General features: G+C 60.8%; 16 protein-coding genes. 7 read left to right on the top strand and 9 right to left on the bottom strand.

What is annotated here, in order from left to right; translation table 11 throughout:
- Positions 1-41 precede the first annotated feature (41 nt).
- The gene (locus B7L09_RS24200; RefSeq protein WP_094470948.1) at positions 42-1490 is read right to left on the bottom strand and encodes an aldehyde dehydrogenase family protein; all 1449 of its coding nucleotides are present in this window, start codon (positions 1488-1490) and stop codon (positions 42-44) included.
- On the bottom strand, positions 1487-3124 hold the full coding sequence (locus B7L09_RS24195; protein ID WP_094470947.1) for a 5-guanidino-2-oxopentanoate decarboxylase: 1638 nt from the start codon (positions 3122-3124) through the stop codon (positions 1487-1489). Before B7L09_RS24195 ends, B7L09_RS24200 begins: the two co-directional genes overlap by 4 nt.
- Positions 3125-3283: 159 nt before the next feature.
- Between B7L09_RS24195 and B7L09_RS24190 the strand changes: the two genes are divergently transcribed.
- Positions 3284-4165 (top strand): LysR substrate-binding domain-containing protein, encoded by an 882-nt coding sequence (locus B7L09_RS24190; protein WP_094470946.1) that lies wholly within the window; start codon positions 3284-3286, stop codon positions 4163-4165.
- Between the two features lie 130 nt (positions 4166-4295).
- Here the strand turns inward: B7L09_RS24190 and B7L09_RS24185 are convergent, their stop codons facing one another.
- Positions 4296-4910: an NAD(P)-dependent oxidoreductase gene (locus B7L09_RS24185; protein WP_094470945.1), complete on the bottom strand. Its 615-nt coding sequence runs from the start codon at positions 4908-4910 to the stop codon at positions 4296-4298.
- Between the two features lie 212 nt (positions 4911-5122).
- Positions 5123-6010: an MBL fold metallo-hydrolase gene (locus tag B7L09_RS24180; RefSeq protein WP_094470944.1), complete on the bottom strand. Its 888-nt coding sequence runs from the start codon at positions 6008-6010 to the stop codon at positions 5123-5125.
- Positions 6011-6125: 115 nt separating this feature from the next.
- On the opposite strand from B7L09_RS24180, the gene B7L09_RS24175 reads away from it, so the two are divergent.
- Together B7L09_RS24175 and B7L09_RS32045 are read left to right on the top strand one after the other, a co-directional pair.
- Entirely contained in the window at positions 6126-7031 is a 906-nt protein-coding gene (locus B7L09_RS24175; protein ID WP_217902017.1) for a LysR family transcriptional regulator, read from the top strand.
- Between the two features lie 807 nt (positions 7032-7838).
- Positions 7839-8015, top strand: a complete 177-nt coding sequence (locus B7L09_RS32045; protein ID WP_176457761.1) for a hypothetical protein — start codon at positions 7839-7841, stop codon at positions 8013-8015.
- Positions 8016-8024: 9 nt separating this feature from the next.
- Here the strand turns inward: B7L09_RS32045 and B7L09_RS24160 are convergent, their stop codons facing one another.
- Positions 8025-8921, bottom strand: coding sequence for a helix-turn-helix domain-containing protein (locus tag B7L09_RS24160; RefSeq protein ID WP_094470940.1), 897 nt, complete (start codon positions 8919-8921; stop codon positions 8025-8027).
- 197 nt (positions 8922-9118) lie between these two features.
- Here B7L09_RS24160 and pobA point away from each other — a divergent pair, with 197 nt between their 5' ends.
- Positions 9119-10303 carry a 4-hydroxybenzoate 3-monooxygenase gene (gene pobA / locus B7L09_RS24155; RefSeq protein WP_176457762.1) on the top strand — a complete coding sequence of 395 codons (1185 nt, stop codon included), beginning with the start codon at positions 9119-9121 and terminating at the stop codon, positions 10301-10303.
- A gap of 80 nt (positions 10304-10383) precedes the next feature.
- A complete protein-coding gene (locus B7L09_RS24150) occupies positions 10384-11901 on the top strand; it encodes an MDR family MFS transporter (RefSeq protein ID WP_094470938.1) in 1518 nt (505 codons plus the stop codon).
- Between the two features lie 107 nt (positions 11902-12008).
- Here B7L09_RS24150 and B7L09_RS24145 read toward each other — a convergent pair whose 3' ends face one another.
- From B7L09_RS24145 to B7L09_RS24130, 4 genes are all read right to left on the bottom strand, one after another.
- On the bottom strand, positions 12009-12857 hold the full coding sequence (locus B7L09_RS24145) for a cache domain-containing protein (protein ID WP_094470937.1): 849 nt from the start codon (positions 12855-12857) through the stop codon (positions 12009-12011).
- Positions 12858-12946: 89 nt separating this feature from the next.
- Positions 12947-13825, bottom strand: coding sequence for an ATPase (locus tag B7L09_RS24140; protein WP_094470936.1), 879 nt, complete (start codon positions 13823-13825; stop codon positions 12947-12949).
- Positions 13826-13946: 121 nt separating this feature from the next.
- Positions 13947-14939 (bottom strand): NAD-dependent epimerase/dehydratase family protein, encoded by a 993-nt coding sequence (locus B7L09_RS24135; protein WP_094470935.1) that lies wholly within the window; start codon positions 14937-14939, stop codon positions 13947-13949.
- A 101-nt stretch (positions 14940-15040) separates the two neighbouring features.
- The gene (locus tag B7L09_RS24130; protein WP_094470934.1) at positions 15041-15934 is read right to left on the bottom strand and encodes a LysR family transcriptional regulator ArgP; all 894 of its coding nucleotides are present in this window, start codon (positions 15932-15934) and stop codon (positions 15041-15043) included.
- Positions 15935-16030: 96 nt separating this feature from the next.
- On the opposite strand from B7L09_RS24130, the gene B7L09_RS24125 reads away from it, so the two are divergent.
- Positions 16031-16432, top strand: a complete 402-nt coding sequence (locus tag B7L09_RS24125) for an ACT domain-containing protein (RefSeq protein ID WP_094470933.1) — start codon at positions 16031-16033, stop codon at positions 16430-16432.
- Between the two features lie 5 nt (positions 16433-16437).
- The gene (locus B7L09_RS24120) at positions 16438-17037 is read left to right on the top strand and encodes a LysE/ArgO family amino acid transporter (RefSeq protein WP_094470932.1); all 600 of its coding nucleotides are present in this window, start codon (positions 16438-16440) and stop codon (positions 17035-17037) included.
- Positions 17038-17121 lie beyond the last annotated feature (84 nt).

Genomic DNA, 17121 nt, shown 5'->3' with positions numbered 1-17121 from the left:
CATGCCTCGATACGAGGCATGCCCTCACCTTTTTCGTGCCTTCAGACGGCGCGAATCACGTGTTTAATTTCCTGGAAAGCCTGCAAACCCCACGGCCCCAATTCGCGGCCGATGCTGCTCTGTTTGTAACCACCCCANGCGGTCTGCGGGAAGATCACTTGCGGTGCGTTGATCCACACCAGCCCCGCCTGCAAGGCGTTTGCGACGCGATCCGCGGCTTCGTTGTCGCGAGTGACCACGCTGGCCACCAGGCCAAACTGGCTGTCGTTGGCCAAGGCAATCGCTTCGGCTTCAGAGGCGAAACTGCGCACGCAGATCACTGGCCCGAAAATCTCTTCACACCACAACGCACTGTCGAGGGGCACTTCGGTGAAAATCGTCGGCTGTAAAAAATAACCGCGGGACAGGTCTGCGGGACGGTTGCCGCCGCACATCAGCTTGGCGCCGGCACTCAGACCACGATCAATGTGACCGAGCACACGCTGGTATTGCGCCTGATTGACCAGCGCGCCCATTTCCACGTTCGGGTCGAACGGGTCGGCGACGCGAATGGCTTCGGCGCGGGCCTTCAACCGGATGAGGAACTCATCCGCCAATTCGTCAGCGACCAGCACGCGGCTGGTGGCGGAGCACATTTGCCCGGCGTTGAAGAAACCGCCGCCACAGGCCACTTCCACCGCCAGCTCAATGTCAGCATCGGCGAGCACCAGCAGCGAGGATTTGCCGCCCAGTTCCAGGCTCACGCCCTTCACGGTTTCTGCGGCACGTTGCATGACTTGAACACCGACCGCGTTGCTGCCGGTGAAGGAGATTTTGGCGATACGCGGGTCGGCCGACAGCGGCGCGCCGACGGCCAGGCCCGTGCCGCAAACCAGGTTGAACACGCCATCCGGCAAGCCGGACTCAGCGATGATCGCCGCCAGTTCCAGCTCGGGCAGCGGCGTGACTTCGGACGGCTTGAGCACCACGCAACAACCGGCAGCCAGCGCCGGGGCGAGTTTCCAGGCGGTGGTGACCATCGGGAAATTCCACGGCACGATCAGCCCCACCACGCCGCACGGCTCNCGGCGCACACGCGCGCTGAAATCGTCAGTGGGCAGCTCGACGTTGCTGTCTTGTTTGGCATCGAGGCCTTCGGCCAGGCCGGCGTAATACTCGAACGTGGCGATCACGTCATCGACGTCGATGGCGGCTTCGAACAGCGGCTTGCCGTTGTTGCTCGACTGCAACGTCATCAAGTGGTCGCGTCCGGCCTGCACCCCAGCGGCGATTCTGCGCAGGATCGCGCCGCGCTCAGTGCCGGTGGTTTTCGACCAGTCGCCGAACGCTTTTGTGGCGGCAGTGACGGCTTGATCGACGGCTTTTTCATCGCCGCCATTCACGGTGGTCAACAGGGCTTCGGTGGCCGGGTTGATCACGCGCAGATGTTCGTTGCCGGCCGACCATTGGCCGTTGATGTACAGACCATCAAGAGTGGTAGGGAAGCTCATTTCGACACCGCCTTCATCCACTGGGTCTGATCGATTTCAATCAGGGTCGGACCTTGGCGATCAGCGGCGGCGCGCAGTGCGCTGCGCAGTTGTTCAACACCGTTGACCGCTTCAGCCGCACAGCCCAAGGCCGTGGCCACGCCGATGAAGTCCGGGGTGTAGATGTCCACGCCGACTGGCTCGATGGAACGGTTAACCATGTATTTCTTGATCTCCTCGTAGCCCTGGTTATTCCACAGCAGCACGATCACCGGCACGCGCGCTTCCACCGCGCTGGCCAGTTCCGGCAGGGTGAACTGCAGGCCGCCGTCGCCGATCAAACAAACAACCGGAGGACGCGTGCCGCTTTCAACGCTGCCCCCGAGCCAGGCGCCAATCGCCGCCGGCAAGGCGTAACCGAGGGTGCCGTAACCGGTGGACGAGTTGAACCAGCGACGCGGACGTTCCGGGTTGAAGGTCAGGTTGCCGGTGTACACCGGTTGGGTCGAATCGCCGACGAACACTGCGTCTGGCAGTTCATGCAGGACGGTTTCGAGGAAACGGGTCTGGGCCAGGGTCGGGGCGTCCCAAGTGGCAGCGAGGTCTTCGCGCAGACGGGCAGCGCGGACCTGGCCCCAATCGTTGCGACGCTCGGCCAGCGAGTGTTTGGACAGCTCGCCGAGCAAGGCTTGCGCGGCGTTGCGCGAGTCCGCCACCAGGGCAACTTTCGGCGGGTANTTGCGCACGGTCTGGTCNGGGTCGATGTCGACCCGCAGCAGTAAACCTGGAATCTCGAAGCCTCCGGCGAAGGTCACGTCATAGTCGGTTTCCGCCAGCTCCGTGCCGATGGCCAGCACCACATCGGCTTCGGCGACGAGGGCGCGGGTGGCAACCAGGCTCTGGGTCGAACCGATCAACAACGGGTGATTGGATTCGAGCATGCCTTTGGCATTGATGGTCAGGGCCACTGGCGCGTCCAGCAGTTCGGCCAACTCGGTCAGCTCGGCGGCTGCATCGATGGCGCCGCCACCGGCAAGAATCAGTGGACGCTTGGCGCCGGCCAGCAGCGCGGTCATGCGGCTGATGGCGCTTGGCGAGGCACCGGCGCGGTCGATGTTCACCGGGAGGCTGGCGAGCAAGTCGTCTGCCTCTTCAACCAGCACATCCAACGGAATTTCGATGTGCACAGGGCGCGGACGGCCGGCCTGGAACAGTGCAAACGCACGGGCCAATACGCCAGGCAACTCCGCCGCCGACATCAAGGTATGGGAGAACGCGGCGACGCCCGCGATCATCGCGCCCTGGTTCGGCAGCTCGTGCAACTTGCCGCGTCCGCCGCCCAATTGGCTGCGCGACTGCACGCTGGAAATCACCAGCATGGGGATCGAGTCGGCATAGGCCTGGCCCATGGCGGTGGTGATGTTGGTCATGCCCGGGCCGGTGATGATGAAGCACACNCCNGGTTTACCGCTGGTGCGCGCATAACCGTCGGCCATGAAACCGGCGCCCTGTTCGTGACGCGGCGTGACGTGGTTGATGCTCGAACGGGCCAGCCCGCGATACAGCTCCACGGTATGAACCCCGGGAATGCCGAACACCTGCTCGACCCCGTAATCTTCGAGTAACTTGACCAATACTTCGCCGCACGTCGCCATGTCTTTGCCCTTTTTGTTCGTTTGAGACGCCGGGCCTGCGCTGTGTTTATGATGCGTGGGCAGGTCCAGGGATGGCCTCATTGGAACGGGCGACACGTAGCCGCAACAATGGATAAAAAGTCATACTAGCCATGTCCTCACGTCATACCTTGGATCCAAATGAAACGATTGCCTCCCCTGCCGGCGCTGCACACTTTTCTGATTACCGCGCAGTGCTGCAACTTCACCCGGGCCGCCGAACANCTGCACATCACCCAAGGTGCGGTGAGCCGGCAGATTGCCGGGTTGGAGCGCCATNTGGGTTATGAATTGTTTATCCGCCAGGCGCGGGGCTTGAGCCTGACCGCTGAAGGACGCGAATGGCTGCCACGGGTGCAGCAGATTTTCGGCTTGATCGACGAGGCCGTGGAGCAAATCGGCCGTCGCCGCGANACCTTGCAACTCAAGGCCTCCACCTGCGTGATGCGCTGGCTGCTGCCGCGCTTGATGCAATGGCAAAGGGAGCGCCCGGACGTGCCTGTGGAATTGACCACCACGGTGAAACACGGCGTGGATTTTCATCGCGAGCAGTTCGATGCGGCGGTGATCTATGGCGTACCGCCGGAGACATCACTGGCGTCCCATCGGCTGTTCGATGAGCAACTGACGCCGGTCTGCTCCCGGCCGTACCTCGAAGGGCCGGTGCCGTTGCAGGCGCCGGAAGATCTGGAACAGCACATGCTGTTGCACCCGACCCGCGACGAACGCGACTGGAAAGCCTGGCTGGCCAGCGCGGAGATTCGCTTGAGCAATGTCAGCAAGGGCCAGCATTTCGAAACCCTGGACCTGGCGATGTCGATGGCGTCCCAGGGGACTGGCGTGGCGATCGGGGATTGGTCATTGATTGGCGATGACCTGAGCGCCGGGCGGCTGGTCATGCCGTTTGAATTGAAGGTGAAGACGGGGTTGGCGTATTACCTGGTGTTCCCGGAAAAACCCGGCCCTTCGCCGAAATTGCGCGAGTTGTTGGGGTGGTTGGTGGAGCAGGCTCAATCGCGTTGAGCCCTGCCGGTTTGACGCATAACCTGTGGGAGCGAGCTTGCTCGCTCCCACAGGTTTTTTGAGCCCTGCCGGTTTGACGCATAACCTGTGGGAGCGAGCTTGCTCGCTCCCACAGGTTTTTATAGTGAACTCAATACCCGACGGTGAACCGCTGCCGCGAATGCTCAGGCGCTTCCACTTCATCAATCAGCGCAATCGCATAATCAGCAAATGTGATCCAGCTGCGCCCTGAACTGCTCACCAGCAAATCATCCTTGCCCACCCGAAACGCCCCCGTGCGTTCACCTTCAACGAATTCCGCCGACGGTGACAGAAAGGTCCAGTCCAGATCCTTTTCCTGGCGCAGATTCCCAAGGAACTCAGCCCCGGCGCTCGCCTCAGCCTTGTACGCCTCCGGGAAGCCCTCGCTGTCGATCACGCGGCTGCCGCCTGGCAACAGCAGCGAACCGGCACCGCCCACCACCAGCAAGCGTTTCACACCCGCTTTCTTCACTGGACCGATCACGGCGCTGGCCGAAAGGGTCGCGAAGTGCGCCGCGCTGATGACCATGTCATGGCCTTCGACGGCCGCTTGCAACGCGTGGGCATCAAGGGCATCGACATCCTTGGCGACCACCCCGGCACGCGGGGCGATTTTCGAGGTGTCGCGGGCAATGGCCGTGACGCTATGACCACGACGCAAGGCTTCTTCCAGCAGTTGGCTGCCGGCACGGCCGGTGGCACCGATGATTGCGATTTTGCTCATGACGTTCTCCAGTTGGCTTGGGTATACGTGTATTCGTTTGGCATCAAACATTGTGGCGAGGGAGCTTGCTCCCGTTCAGCTACGCAGCAGTCGTAAAACCTGAGAATGCGCTGTGGCGCAAACACTGCGGGGGAGCGCTTCGCACTGGAGCGCCAGCCCGGTCCAGCGGGAGCAAGCTCCCTCGCCACAGTTAATCCACTCGCCACATAAACTTATTCACCCCACTTCATTTCGCCCTTGGCGACTTTCGCGCTCAGCTCCAGCGAGCTTTCTTCGCCCAAAGTCGGGAAGCGTTTTTTCATGGCGGCGATCAGCGCGGCGGCGTCTTTGGCCTTTGGGGTTTCTTCGTCGAAGGCCTTGATGTAATCGGCGGTGAACTGCACGGCGGCCAGCGAACGGGCGCTCTGCCCCAGGTAATGCCCCGGCACGATGGTTTTCGGTTTCAGGGTTTCGATGGCGTGCAGCGTAGCCAGCCAATCGGCGTGGGATTGCGCGGTTTGTGTATCAGCCATCCACACGTGAATGTTTTCTGCCACGACCACACCACCGACCACGGCCTTGAGCGACGGGATCCACACAAAGGTCCGGTCCGGCTGCTTGCCGTCCAGGCCCACCACCTGCAATTTCTGCCCTTCAAGCATCAGGCTGTCGCCCTTGAGTACGCCGGGCACGATCGTTTTGGCCGGCACGTCGGCGCCCATTTTCGGGCCCCAGAACGCTAATTTGTGTTCAGCGGTGGCCTTGATGTGGTCCACCACCGGCTGCGAGGCCAGCACTTTGGCGTCGGGGAATGCGGTGGTCAGGGTGTCGAGGCCGAAGTAGAAATCCGGGTCGCCATCGCTGACGTAGATGGTGGTCAGGTGCTTGCCGCTGGCGCGGATCTTTGTCACAAGCTGCTCGGCTTGGGTTTTACCGAATTGCGCGTCGACCAGAATCGCTTCTTTCTCACCGCTGACCAGAACCGAGGTCACCGGGAAGATCGCCTTGTCGCCCGGGTTGTACACGTCCAGGGTCAGGGTCGATGCCGCCGCAGCGTGGGCCGCGAAGCCGAGGGTGGCGGTGGCCAGCAAAATGCGCTTGAGAGAGGTGAAGCCGATCATCTGTTGCTCCGTTGTCCGAATGCCGTGTCTGGCGATGGGGACAGAGCTTAGTTGCATGACTCAGTACAAAAAATGCGATGCTTGAACATAGTTTGTTTCTGAAAGCGGGCAAATCATGGATCGTCTACAAGCAATGCGGGTGTTCGTCTCAGTGGTCGACCTCGGCAGCCAGTCGGCCGCCGCCGATCATCTGGACCTGTCACGGCCGGTGGTTTCGCGTTATCTGGCCGAGCTGGAAGATTGGGTCGGCGCACGCCTGATGCACCGCACCACGCGCAAATTGAGCCTGACCGCCGCCGGCAGCGAAATCCTGCCTCGCTGTCGGCAGATGCTCGACCTGTCCACCGACATGCAAGCCGCTGTGAGCGAGCCGGATGAGGCGCCACGTGGCCTGCTGCGCATCAGCGTCAGCACCTCGTTCGGTCAGGCGCAATTGGCGGATGCCATGGCGGCTTACGTCAAACNNTACCCCGTTGTCAGTATTGATATGCAGATGCTCGACCGCACGGTGAACCTGGTGGATGAGCGCATCGACTTGGCCATCCGCACCAGCAACGACCTTGACCCGAACCTGATCGCCCGGCGGCTGACGGTCTGCCGCTCGGTGATCTGCGCCTCCCCGGCTTACCTGAGCGAACACCCGGCACCGCAGCGGGTCGAGGACCTGAGTCAGCACAACTGCCTGACCCACTCTTACTTCGGCAAAAGCCTCTGGCATTTCGAGGAGGACGGCGAGCCGGTGTCGGTGCCGGTGCAGGGCAACATCAGCGCCAACGAAGCCAGCACCTTGCTGCGTGCAACGATGGCCGGTGCGGGGGTGGCGATGCTGCCCAGTTATCAGGCGGGTGTGCATATCCACAGCGGCGAACTGATCCGCCTGCTGCCACACGCCGAGCCCCGGCAGATGAGCGTGTACGCGGTGTACGCCTCGCGCAAGCACATGCCGGCGGCGCTGCGCAGCATGCTGGATTTTCTGGTCTTGAGATTCCCCGAAGAACCGGAGTGGGATATCGGCCTGTAACCTGATCAAAACTGTGGGAGCGGGCTTGCTCGCGAAGGCGGCTGATCATTCAACAATGATGGCGACTGACCCNNCNCNNTNGCGGTCTGACATCTGGCATTGATGTTGGCAGACACTCCGCCATCGCGAGCAGGCTCACTCCCACAATAGAATTGGTGATACCGCAGCCTTTGCGCTCGACTCCACTCCCCTTGTGGGAGCGAGCCTGCTCGCGATGTCGGACTGAAATCTGACATCTTTGTTGCCTGACACTCCGCTATCGCGAGCAGGCTCGCTCCCACAGTTTGATTGGTGATACCGCAGCCTTTGCGCTCGACTCCATTCCCCTTGTGGGAGCGAGCCTGCTCGCGATGACGGTCTGAAATCTGACATCTCTGTTGCCTGACACTCTGCTATCGCGAGCAGGCTCACTCCCACAGTTTGATTGGTGATACCGCAGCCTTTGCGCTCGACTCCACTCCCCTTGTGGGAGCGAGCCTGCTCGCGATGTCGGTCTGAAATCTGACATCTTTGTTGCCTGGCACTCCGCTATCGCGATCAGGCTCGCTCCCACAGTTTGATTGGTGATACCGCAGCCTTTGCGCGGGAACCCACACCCCTGTGGGAGCGGGCTTGCCCGCGATGACGGACTGACATTCAACATCTATGGCGACTGACCCACCGCCTTCGCGAGCAAGCCCGCTCCCACAGGGGGATATCAGTGTTCTGAATGTCGGGGTACATCCGTAGCGCGCGTCACTGGCATCTCACCCGCGCTGACCTATGCTGAAAGTAATACCGAAGGGTATTCGTTCAGAGGTCAACGCCATGAACACCAAAACAAGAAGATACCTCGCCATTTTCATCACCTGCGCCGCGACGCTGGCGCTGTATGGCACCGCCGCCTGGCGTGTCGAGCAGTTGCGACAACTGCCCCGCGACTACGCGAGTTGTAACTTCGAGCGCTGCATTCCCCACAACGCGACCCTCAACGCCCTTCGGTAACGAAGGCGGTCAGGCCTCGTTGTCCTGATCGGCCTTCAAGCGGTCGCGAAAAGCCTTGGGCGAGATCCCCACCCGGCGCCGGAACAGGCGTGTGAAGTTGGTAGGATCGGAGAACCCCAACACCTCCGACATCTCATTGATCGTCATGCTGGTGTAGGTCAGCAGGCGCTTGGCTTCCAGCAATTGACGCTCGTGCATGATCTGCAACGCCGGTTGCCCCGCCAGTTCACGGCAGGTGCCGTTGAGGTGCGACACGGAAATCCCCAGCCGATGCGCCAGGTCCTCGACCTTGACGTGCTGACGATAGGTCTCTTCCACCAGCTGGATAAAACCGTTGAGGTATTCCCGGGCGCGATGCGGACGCTGACTGGCATCGCGGCGCGAAATCACCTGACGGCTGACCCACACCATGATCACGCTGACCAACGAATGCATGAGCATTTCGCGCGCGGGCTGGTGGCCGGTGTATTCGTCTTGCAGCGCCGAAAACAGGCTATTGAGGTACTCGCTTTCCTTGCCCGCCGGGTAACTTTCGGCTTGGGCCAGCGCGTTCACCGAGTTGCCCAGTTGCGCCTGAAGATGGGTCACCAGCGGCGCGGCCAAGGTCACGACAAACCCTTCGACGTCCTCGGAAAACCGGTAACCATGTACCGATAACGGCGGCAGGATCAGGATCGCCGGTTCAGTCAGTTGCGTGTGTTTACCTTCGATTTCAAGCTCTGCCTGACCTTTGAATACGAAGAGCAACTGGCACAAATCAGCGTGACGGTGAGGTTTGATTTCCCATTGATGTTCGCGGCTGCGTTTGGAAATGGTTTCACAGTGCAGCAAGTCGGGGGTCGGCCAGTCCAGGCTTTCACCGTAGAGCTTGAACACTGGAATCGAAGGCAGGTCAGGCTTGTTCATCACTTCAATCCAGGCCTCAGAGGGTTACGGGCGATAATCGCACCGATTGGCAGAATGTACAGGTATCGGCTCAGTTTTCACCTTCAATTGACAGACCCGCAAGGGAAAAATGCAAGCACTCGATCCATAAAAATCATTCACCGGCCGTGGTCGCGTGAAGCTTGCGAGTCATAAAAACAATGAAAACAATGAAAACGCTGAAAACCCAAATCGCCATCATTGGCGCCGGTCCCTCCGGTTTGCTGCTCGGCCAATTGCTGCATAACGCCGGAATCGACACCCTGATCCTTGAACGACAGACCCCCGACTATGTGCTCGGGCGAATCCGCGCCGGTGTGCTCGAACAAGGCATGGTAGAGCTGTTGCGTCAGGCCGGGGTGGGTCAGCGTATGGACGCCGAAGGGCTGGTCCATGGTGGTTTCGAACTGGCCCTCGACGGGCGCCGGGTACACATCGATCTGCAAGCCCTGACCGGTGGCAAAACCGTGATGATTTACGGCCAGACCGAAGTCACCCGGGACCTGATGGCCGCTCGTCGGGAGGCTGGCGCGCAGACGATTTACCAGGCCGGCAACGTCGTACCGCACGGGATGAAAACCGCAGAACCGTTCGTGACGTTTGAGAAGGATGGCGAGACGTATCGCCTCGATTGTGACTACATCGCCGGGTGTGACGGTTTCCATGGCGTGGCGCGACAGTCGATTCCGACTGAATGCCTGAAGGTCTTCGAGCGGGTCTATCCATTCGGCTGGCTCGGAATTCTCGCCGATACGCCGCCAGTCCATGAAGAGTTGGTCTACGCCCGCCACGAGCGTGGATTTGCCCTGTGCAGCATGCGCTCGGCAACCCGCACGCGTTATTACCTGCAGGTGCCGGCGGACGAAAAGGTAGAGGACTGGCCGGATCTGCGCTTCTGGGATGAGCTCAAATCGCGCCTGCCTGAGGCGTTGGCCGACTCCCTGGTGACCGGGCCGTCCATCGAAAAAAGCATCGCGCCGCTGCGCAGTTTTGTGGTCGAACCGATGCAATACGGGCGCNTGTTCCTGCTCGGCGACGCCGCGCACATCGTCCCGCCCACCGGCGCCAAAGGCCTGAATCTGGCGGCCAGCGACGTCAGCACCTTGTTCACCATTTTGCAAAAGGTGTACAACGAGGGGCGCCTGGATTTGCTGGAGAAATACTCGGAAATCTGCCTGCGCCGGGTATGGAAGGCCGAACGGTTTTCCTGGTGGATGACCTCGATGCTGCATCGTTTCGATGACCACGACGCTTTCAGCCAGCGCATCTGCGAGTCGGAGCTGGACTACTTCGTACACTCCGAAGCCGGTCGAAAAACCATTGCAGAAAATTACGTCGGGCTTCCTTACGAAGCTATCGAATAGCCTGCTATCGACTTACACTGGCGAGCATCCCCGCTCGCCTTGCCTCTAGCGGGTCAATCACTGCCCCCAGGTTTTCAGCCGTGACCAATCTCAACCAGCCTGAAACGCCCAAACCGGCCATTCGCAGCGTGTTGATCGCCCTGATGCTGGCGATCTTTCTCGGCGCACTGGACCAGACCATTGTGGCCGTGTCCATGCCGGCTATTTCCGCGCAATTTCATGACGTCAACCTGCTGGCCTGGGTGATCTCCGGCTACATGGTGGCGATGACGGTGGCAGTGCCGATCTACGGCAAGCTGGGTGATTTGTACGGGCGTCGCCCGATGATGCTGATCGGCATGGGCGTGTTCACCCTGGCGTCACTGTTCTGCGGTATGGCGCAGAGCATGGAACAACTGGTGCTGGCGCGGATTCTCCAGGGCATTGGCGCCGGCGGCATGATCTCGGTCAGCCAGGCAATCATCGGTGACATCGTCCCACCCCGTGAGCGCGGGCGTTATCAAGGCTACTTCAGCAGCATGTACGCGGTGGCCAGCGTGGCCGGGCCGGTGCTGGGCGGGTATATGACCGAGTACCTGTCCTGGCGCTGGGTGTTTTTGATCAACCTGCCGCTGGGTGCCGGTGCCTGGTACGTGGCCCATCGCACCCTGGTGGGGCTGCCGGTGCCGCAGCGCAAGCCGGTCATCGATTACCTCGGCACCGTGCTGATGATCATCGGTTTGACCGCTTTGCTGCTGGGCATTACGGAAGTCGGTCAAGGCCACTCATGGCGCAGCGCCGAAGTGCTGGGCCTTCTCGGGTGCGCGGTGCTGGTGCTGGCGCTGTTCGTCTGGCATGAGCGCCGGGCGCGGGAGCCGTTGCTGCCGATGCACCTGTTCGCCAACCGCAGCGCGGTGCTGTGCTGGTGCACGATTTTCTTCACCAGCTTCCAGGCGATTTCCCTGACAGTGTTGATGCCTTTGCGTTATCAGACGGTGACCGGCTCCGGTGCCGACAGTGCCGCATTGCACCTGTTGCCGCTGGCCATGGGGTTGCCGATGGGCGCTTATTTCGCCGGGCGGATGACGTCGGTGACCGGGCGCTACAAACCGATGATCCTGACGGGGGCGGTGCTGATGCCGATCTCGATTCTCGGCATGGCCTTCAGTCCGCCCCAGGCTTTCTTGCTCAGCAGTCTGTTTATGTTGCTCAGCGGCATCGCCAGCGGCATGCAATTTCCGACGTCATTGGTTGGCACGCAGAACTCGGTGGAACAGCGGGACATCGGCGTCGCCACCAGCACCACCAACCTGTTCCGCTCGCTGGGCGGCGCGGTGGGCGTGGCGTTGATGTCGGCGCTGTTGCTGGCGTTGCTGCAAGATTCGAGCTTCGCCCATCTGGCCGGTTCGTCGATGATTGCCGAGGGCGGTTCGGGGAATGTGTTGCTGGACGGTTTGAACACTGCACCCGGGGAGGCGCAGAACGCCTTGCGCGCCGAGTTACTGCTGACGTTCAGGCATTTGCTGATGGTCAGTGCGGCGGTGTCGTTGCTGGGGTTGGCGGCGGCGGTTGCGATGCCGAACAGGGTGTTGCGGGGGCGGGAAGATAAGGTTCGGTAGATAGACCGAGTCGCCTGCATTCGCGAGCAAGCCCGCTCCCACATGTGATNTGNGNTCCATTGTGGGAGCGGGCTTGCTCGCGAAAGCGGTCTGTCAGTCACCATTAATCAAGGGCTGTAATACCCCACAGCCACCAGAAAATGCCCAACCTTTTTCAGGTAGGCATGCTTGTCCTCAACCTTGCCGGTCACCGGGTTTTTCCAGCGGTATTCGTATTCGCCGTAATCCTGTTTGGCAATCAATGCCAGGATCGGCTCGCCCACCGGCTTGCCGTCGGGGTCCTTGATCTTGCCGAAGTCGGTATTGACCAGCCGCACGTTCGTGCCATGCGCTACGTAGCGCCCGGTGTCCAGGTCGACGACGAACACGTACAAGTCATCCTGCAAGTAGCCACCCTTTAGAGAATTGATCGCAGTCAGCGTGCCCTTCTCGTCCTTGGCCAGATCCGTCGCCGCTTTGTTCAGCAAGGCCATCGCCTGTTCCGCTGACGCCCGTGGCAAGTAGTAGCCCACGGCGAGAATCCGCTGGCCAACGCGNTGATAGAACACGTGTTTGTGCTCAACCTTGCCATCGTTCCAGTTCTGCCAGCGGTATTCGGCCTGCTGGATGCCATTGCCCTCCGGCACGTTCAAGGCGTCCTTGAAGGCCTTCTGCAAATCCGGCCCGAGGGTTTCGGACACATCACGCCCGATCAACGCCGAAGACGGCCCGCCACTGGCGAGCATCACGCCCTTGGTATCGACCACGAACACATAGCGGTCATGGTCGACAAACTCGCCCTGACGGCTGAACGCGGCGAACGCCTTGTCGCCATTGCTCTGGTAAAAGGCCAGGGCNNTTTCCAGCAAGGCCTTGGCCGCCTGGCTGTCATCCTTTTCCGCCGTAGCCGCCTGAACCTGCCCCAGACACAGCAACAGCATCCCCCCCAGCGCGGCCAACTTGTGCAGAACCCCCATAGCGCATCCCTCGTTCTTGTCGGTGTTTCAAGAGCGTAGACGGCTATGGGATATGTACGAATATTCAGGAAAGCGCAGGCCATCGCGGGCTATTGCGCCCGGGCGCGGAGTTGCTGCTGCAGATTCTGGATCTGCGCCTGAAGGGTGTTGATGTTGCGGGTGGTTTGCCCGCGGAAGGCATCGAACTCGGCAGTATTGGTGACGCCTTGCGCGGCCGCCGGGCGGTTGTCCTGCTCGCTTTTGAGCACGATCATGTCTTGTTCCAGACGCTCGATGGCGGCGCTCGGGTTGCCCTGTTTCTTCAACGCGACGATATCGGCGCCGAGGCTTTTGAGCTGGGCGTCGAACTTGCTGGTGTCATCCGGGGCATTTTTCAACGCGGCCAACTCGGTGCTCAAGGCTTTGACCTGCGCCTGCAACTGCGTGTTGGCGGTCTGGTGTTCGGTGCTCTGGGCGGTCATCTGCGCCAGGCGCTTGTCCAGATCGGTGGTTTGCGCGGTCATTTGTGCCAGACGCTTGTCCAGGTCGCTGGTCTGACCGACCACACCTTGCTGCTGCTTGCTTTGATCCTGCAACTGGTTTTCCAGCTGCTTGATTTGCAGTTTCAGGGCTTCGCTGTCGCTGGTGACGTTGGNTTCGCTGGCCACGACCTTGCCGGAAATGTCCTGCAGGCGCCCTGCCGCTTCTTCGCTGATACGCGCAAAGCTTTCCTGGGTGGCAACCAACTGCTGCCCCATCAGGGAAATTTGCTGGAAGCTCCACCAGGCAAGGCCCGCGAAGGCGATCAGCAGTGCGCCGACCAATGCCCACAGCGGGCCGGTGCTGGCGCTTTTGACTTTGACCACCGGCGCCGTCCGCGAGTGCACGGAGGTGCGGGTAGTGCTTGGAAAATCATCGTCATCGAGGACGTCTGCACGCAGGCTCGGTACATCATCGAAGTCGTCGTTGGCATCGTTACGCATGGACATTGAGTCAACCTTTGTGGAACGCGGTGATGGCTATAGGCGGCGAGTATAAACCCCACAGCCGCAGCGATTGACCCTCAACGCCAAACTCGGTTCAGTGCTGGCCGGTTTGTCACTGCAAAAGTCAGCGAATGTCCTGGGCTTTCCACCAACCGCAGAATTCATCGAGGGCCGTCCAGAGACTGACTTTCGGATCGTAGTCCAGATAATGCCGGGCGCGGCTGATGTCCAGGGTGAAATTTTTGTTCATGACCTGCATGCCCAGTCGCGACAGCGTCGGCTCGGGACGCCCCGGCCACACCTTGCACACCCCTTCGTTGAGCGCGGCAACGCTGTAGGCCAAACCGTAGGAACGGTAACGCGTCACCTGTGGGACATCCATCTTGCGCATNACGTAGTTCACCACATCCCACACTGGCACCGGCGTGCCATTGCTGATGTTGTAGGCCTTGCCCAGCGCCGAGCCGGTCGCCAGCAAACTGCTGAGTAACGCTTCATTGAGGTTATGCACGCTGGTGAAGTCGACCTTGTTCAGGCCGTCGCCGACGATGGCCAGGCGGTTCTTGCGCTGCATTTTCAGCAACCGCGGGAAGATGCTCATGTCTCCGGCCCCGGTAACAAAACGCGGGCGCAGGGCCAGGGTTTCGAGACCGAACTCCTGTGCGCCGAACACCTTCTGTTCCGCCAGGTATTTGGTGGCGGCGTAAGGATGTTTGAAGCGCTTGGGCACCTGTTCTTCGGTCAGCCCCAGGTGGTCGCGCCCGTCAAAGTAGATCGACGGCGACGACAAATGCACCAGGCGCCGAACCCGCTGTTTCAGGCAAGCCTCGACCACGTTTTCGGTGACCTGCACATTGCCTTGATGAAAGTCCTGATAACGCCCCCACAACCCGACGGCACCGGCGCAATGCACCACGGCTTCGACATCACGGCACAGTTCGCGCACCAGGTCGGCATCACTCAAATCACCCTGGATAAACTCGGCGCCGCGCCGTACCAGGTGCTCTACACCTTCGGCGCGTCGCCCGTTGACCCGCACGTCCAGGCCCTGCTCCAGGGCGAAACGCGCGAAGCGTCCGCCGATGAAGCCGCTTGCGCCGGTGACCAGAATCTTCATGTAGCCTCCTACGGATGCAGCTGCCAGCGTCAAGCTTCAAGCCACAAGTTAAAAACGATCCGCAAGCTTTTCTCTTGCAGCTTGCAGCTTGACGCTGCCCGTCAGTCCAACGGCACCAGCCATTGCTTCGACGAACGCACCAATTGATCGGTCAGCAACCCCAGCAACTGACCGCCATTGCGCCAATGATGCCAGTACAGCGGCACATCGATGGGCTTATCTGGCAATAACTCCACCAATACGCCGGTTTGCAGTTGGTCGCGCACCTGTAATTCGGGCACGAGGCCCCAGCCCAGGCCGGCTTCGGTCAAACGAATAAAGCCTTCCGACGATGGGCATAAATGGTGCTCGAAACCGCCATCCACACCCAAAGAAGCCAGGTAACGGTGTTGTAGGAAATCGTCCGGGCCGAAGACCAGCGCCGGGGTTTTCGCCAGCAGGTCAGCCCGCACGCCTTCAGGGAAATGCCGCGCGATGAACGCCGGGCTGGCCAGCGCTCGATAACGCATGGCACCCAATAACACGCTGCGTGCGCCAGCCACCGGGCGCTCGCTGGCGCAGATACAGGCGGCCACTTCCCCGGCGCGCATGCGTTTGAGGCCGACGGTCTGGTCTTCCACCACCAGGTCGAGCAACAAATGCTGCTCGGCGCAGAAATCACTGACGGCTGCGGCCCACCATGTCGCAAGGCTGTCGGCGTTCAGGGCGATGCGCAGACGTTCCGGCAAACCTTCTTCGTCCAGTGCCGGGACCAGCGTCTGTAGATCCCGCTCAAGCAAACGCACCTGCTGGACATGGTTGAGCAGCCGCCGACCAATCTCGGTCGGGGCTGGTGGCGTGACCCGCACCAACACCGGTTGGCCGACCCGCGCCTCCAGCAGCTTGATGCGCTGGGAGATCGCTGATTGCGATAAGCCCAGCACCTGCGCAGCNCGTTCGAAGCCGGCTTGTTCCACCACTGCGGCCAGGGCAGAAAGCAATTTATAGTCGAACATCAGTTTCTCTAATGGGCGATCAGCAATATTGGTTTTTCTTATACAGCGTTGCACCGGAGAATAGCCAGCAAGCACTCTTGAACAAGGATCACCGACATGGCTGGCGAAACTTCATTGGCAACGCTGCTGCGCAGCATGAGCCCGCAGCTAAACGACGGCGACTACGTGTTCTGCACGTTGCGCGACGGCAAACTGCCCGCCGGTCTCGAGATCGTCGGCAGCTTTCGCGAGCAGGAGGGGCTGACCGTCATTCTCGAACGTTCCCACGCCGAGCAGGCCGGTTTCAGCTTCGATTACGTCGCGGCCTGGATCACCTTGAACGTGCACTCGGCCCTCGAAGCCGTCGGCCTGACGGCCGCCTTCGCCACGGCATTAGGCCAGGCCGGCATCAGTTGCAACGTGATCGCCGGTTACTACCACGACCATTTATTCGTCGGTCAGGCCGATGCCCAACGCGCAATGCACGTGTTGCGCGACCTGGCAGCGGACGCGGAGTAAATCCTATGTGGCAAAGCTATGTGAACGGACTGCTGGTGGCTTTGGGCCTGATCATGGCGATCGGCACCCAGAACGCCTTCGTACTGGCGCAAAGTCTGCGCCGTGAACATCACCTGCCGGTCGCGGCATTGTGCATCGTGTGCGATGCGATGCTGGTGGCCGCCGGGGTATTCGGGCTGGCGACGGTGCTGGCGCAAAACCCGACCTTGTTGGCAGTCGCCCGCTGGGGTGGCGCGATCTTTTTGATTTGGTATGGCAGTCAGGCGCTACGCCGAGCGTGCTCGAAACAAAGCCTGCAACAAGGTGAAAACCAGACGGTGCGCTCACTGCGCGCGGTGATGCTCAGCGCGTTGGCGGTGACGTTGCTCAACCCGCACGTTTATCTGGATACCGTTTTGTTGATCGGCTCCCTCGGCGCGCAGCAAACCGAGCCCGGCGCTTATGTCGTGGGCGCCGCGAGCGCATCGTTGTTGTGGTTTTTCACCCTGGCACTGGGCGCCGCATGGTTGGCACCCTGGCTGGCTCGGCCAAGCACATGGCGAATTCTCGAACTGCTGGTGGCGGTGATGATGTTCGCCGTGGCGTTTCAATTAATTGTCGCCTGATGAATATTCCAAAACGCTCTGGAACCTCTATCCCACACAGTTGTTGCGTGGTTTTGCCGCACCCCCGGTGCTATGATCCGGNCC

Origin of the sequence: Pseudomonas mandelii, from assembly GCF_002251635.1 — a bacterium.
GTDB lineage: Bacteria > Pseudomonadota > Gammaproteobacteria > Pseudomonadales > Pseudomonadaceae > Aquipseudomonas > Aquipseudomonas mandelii_B.
The sequence above is the reverse complement of the archived record's forward strand: the minus strand, read 5'-3'. Positions and strand labels throughout refer to the sequence as shown.

Coding starts and splice junctions, on each gene's coding strand:
- B7L09_RS24185 (WP_094470945.1), bottom strand. CDS start 4,910: ATGAGCAAAATCGCAATCATCGGTGCCACCGGCCGTGCCGGCAGCCAA.
- B7L09_RS24180 (WP_094470944.1), bottom strand. CDS start 6,010: ATGATCGGCTTCACCTCTCTCAAGCGCATTTTGCTGGCCACCGCCACC.
- B7L09_RS32045 (WP_176457761.1), top strand. CDS start 7,839: ATGAACACCAAAACAAGAAGATACCTCGCCATTTTCATCACCTGCGCC.
- B7L09_RS24160 (WP_094470940.1), bottom strand. CDS start 8,921: ATGAACAAGCCTGACCTGCCTTCGATTCCAGTGTTCAAGCTCTACGGT.
- B7L09_RS24125 (WP_094470933.1), top strand. CDS start 16,031: ATGGCTGGCGAAACTTCATTGGCAACGCTGCTGCGCAGCATGAGCCCG.
- B7L09_RS24120 (WP_094470932.1), top strand. CDS start 16,438: ATGTGGCAAAGCTATGTGAACGGACTGCTGGTGGCTTTGGGCCTGATC.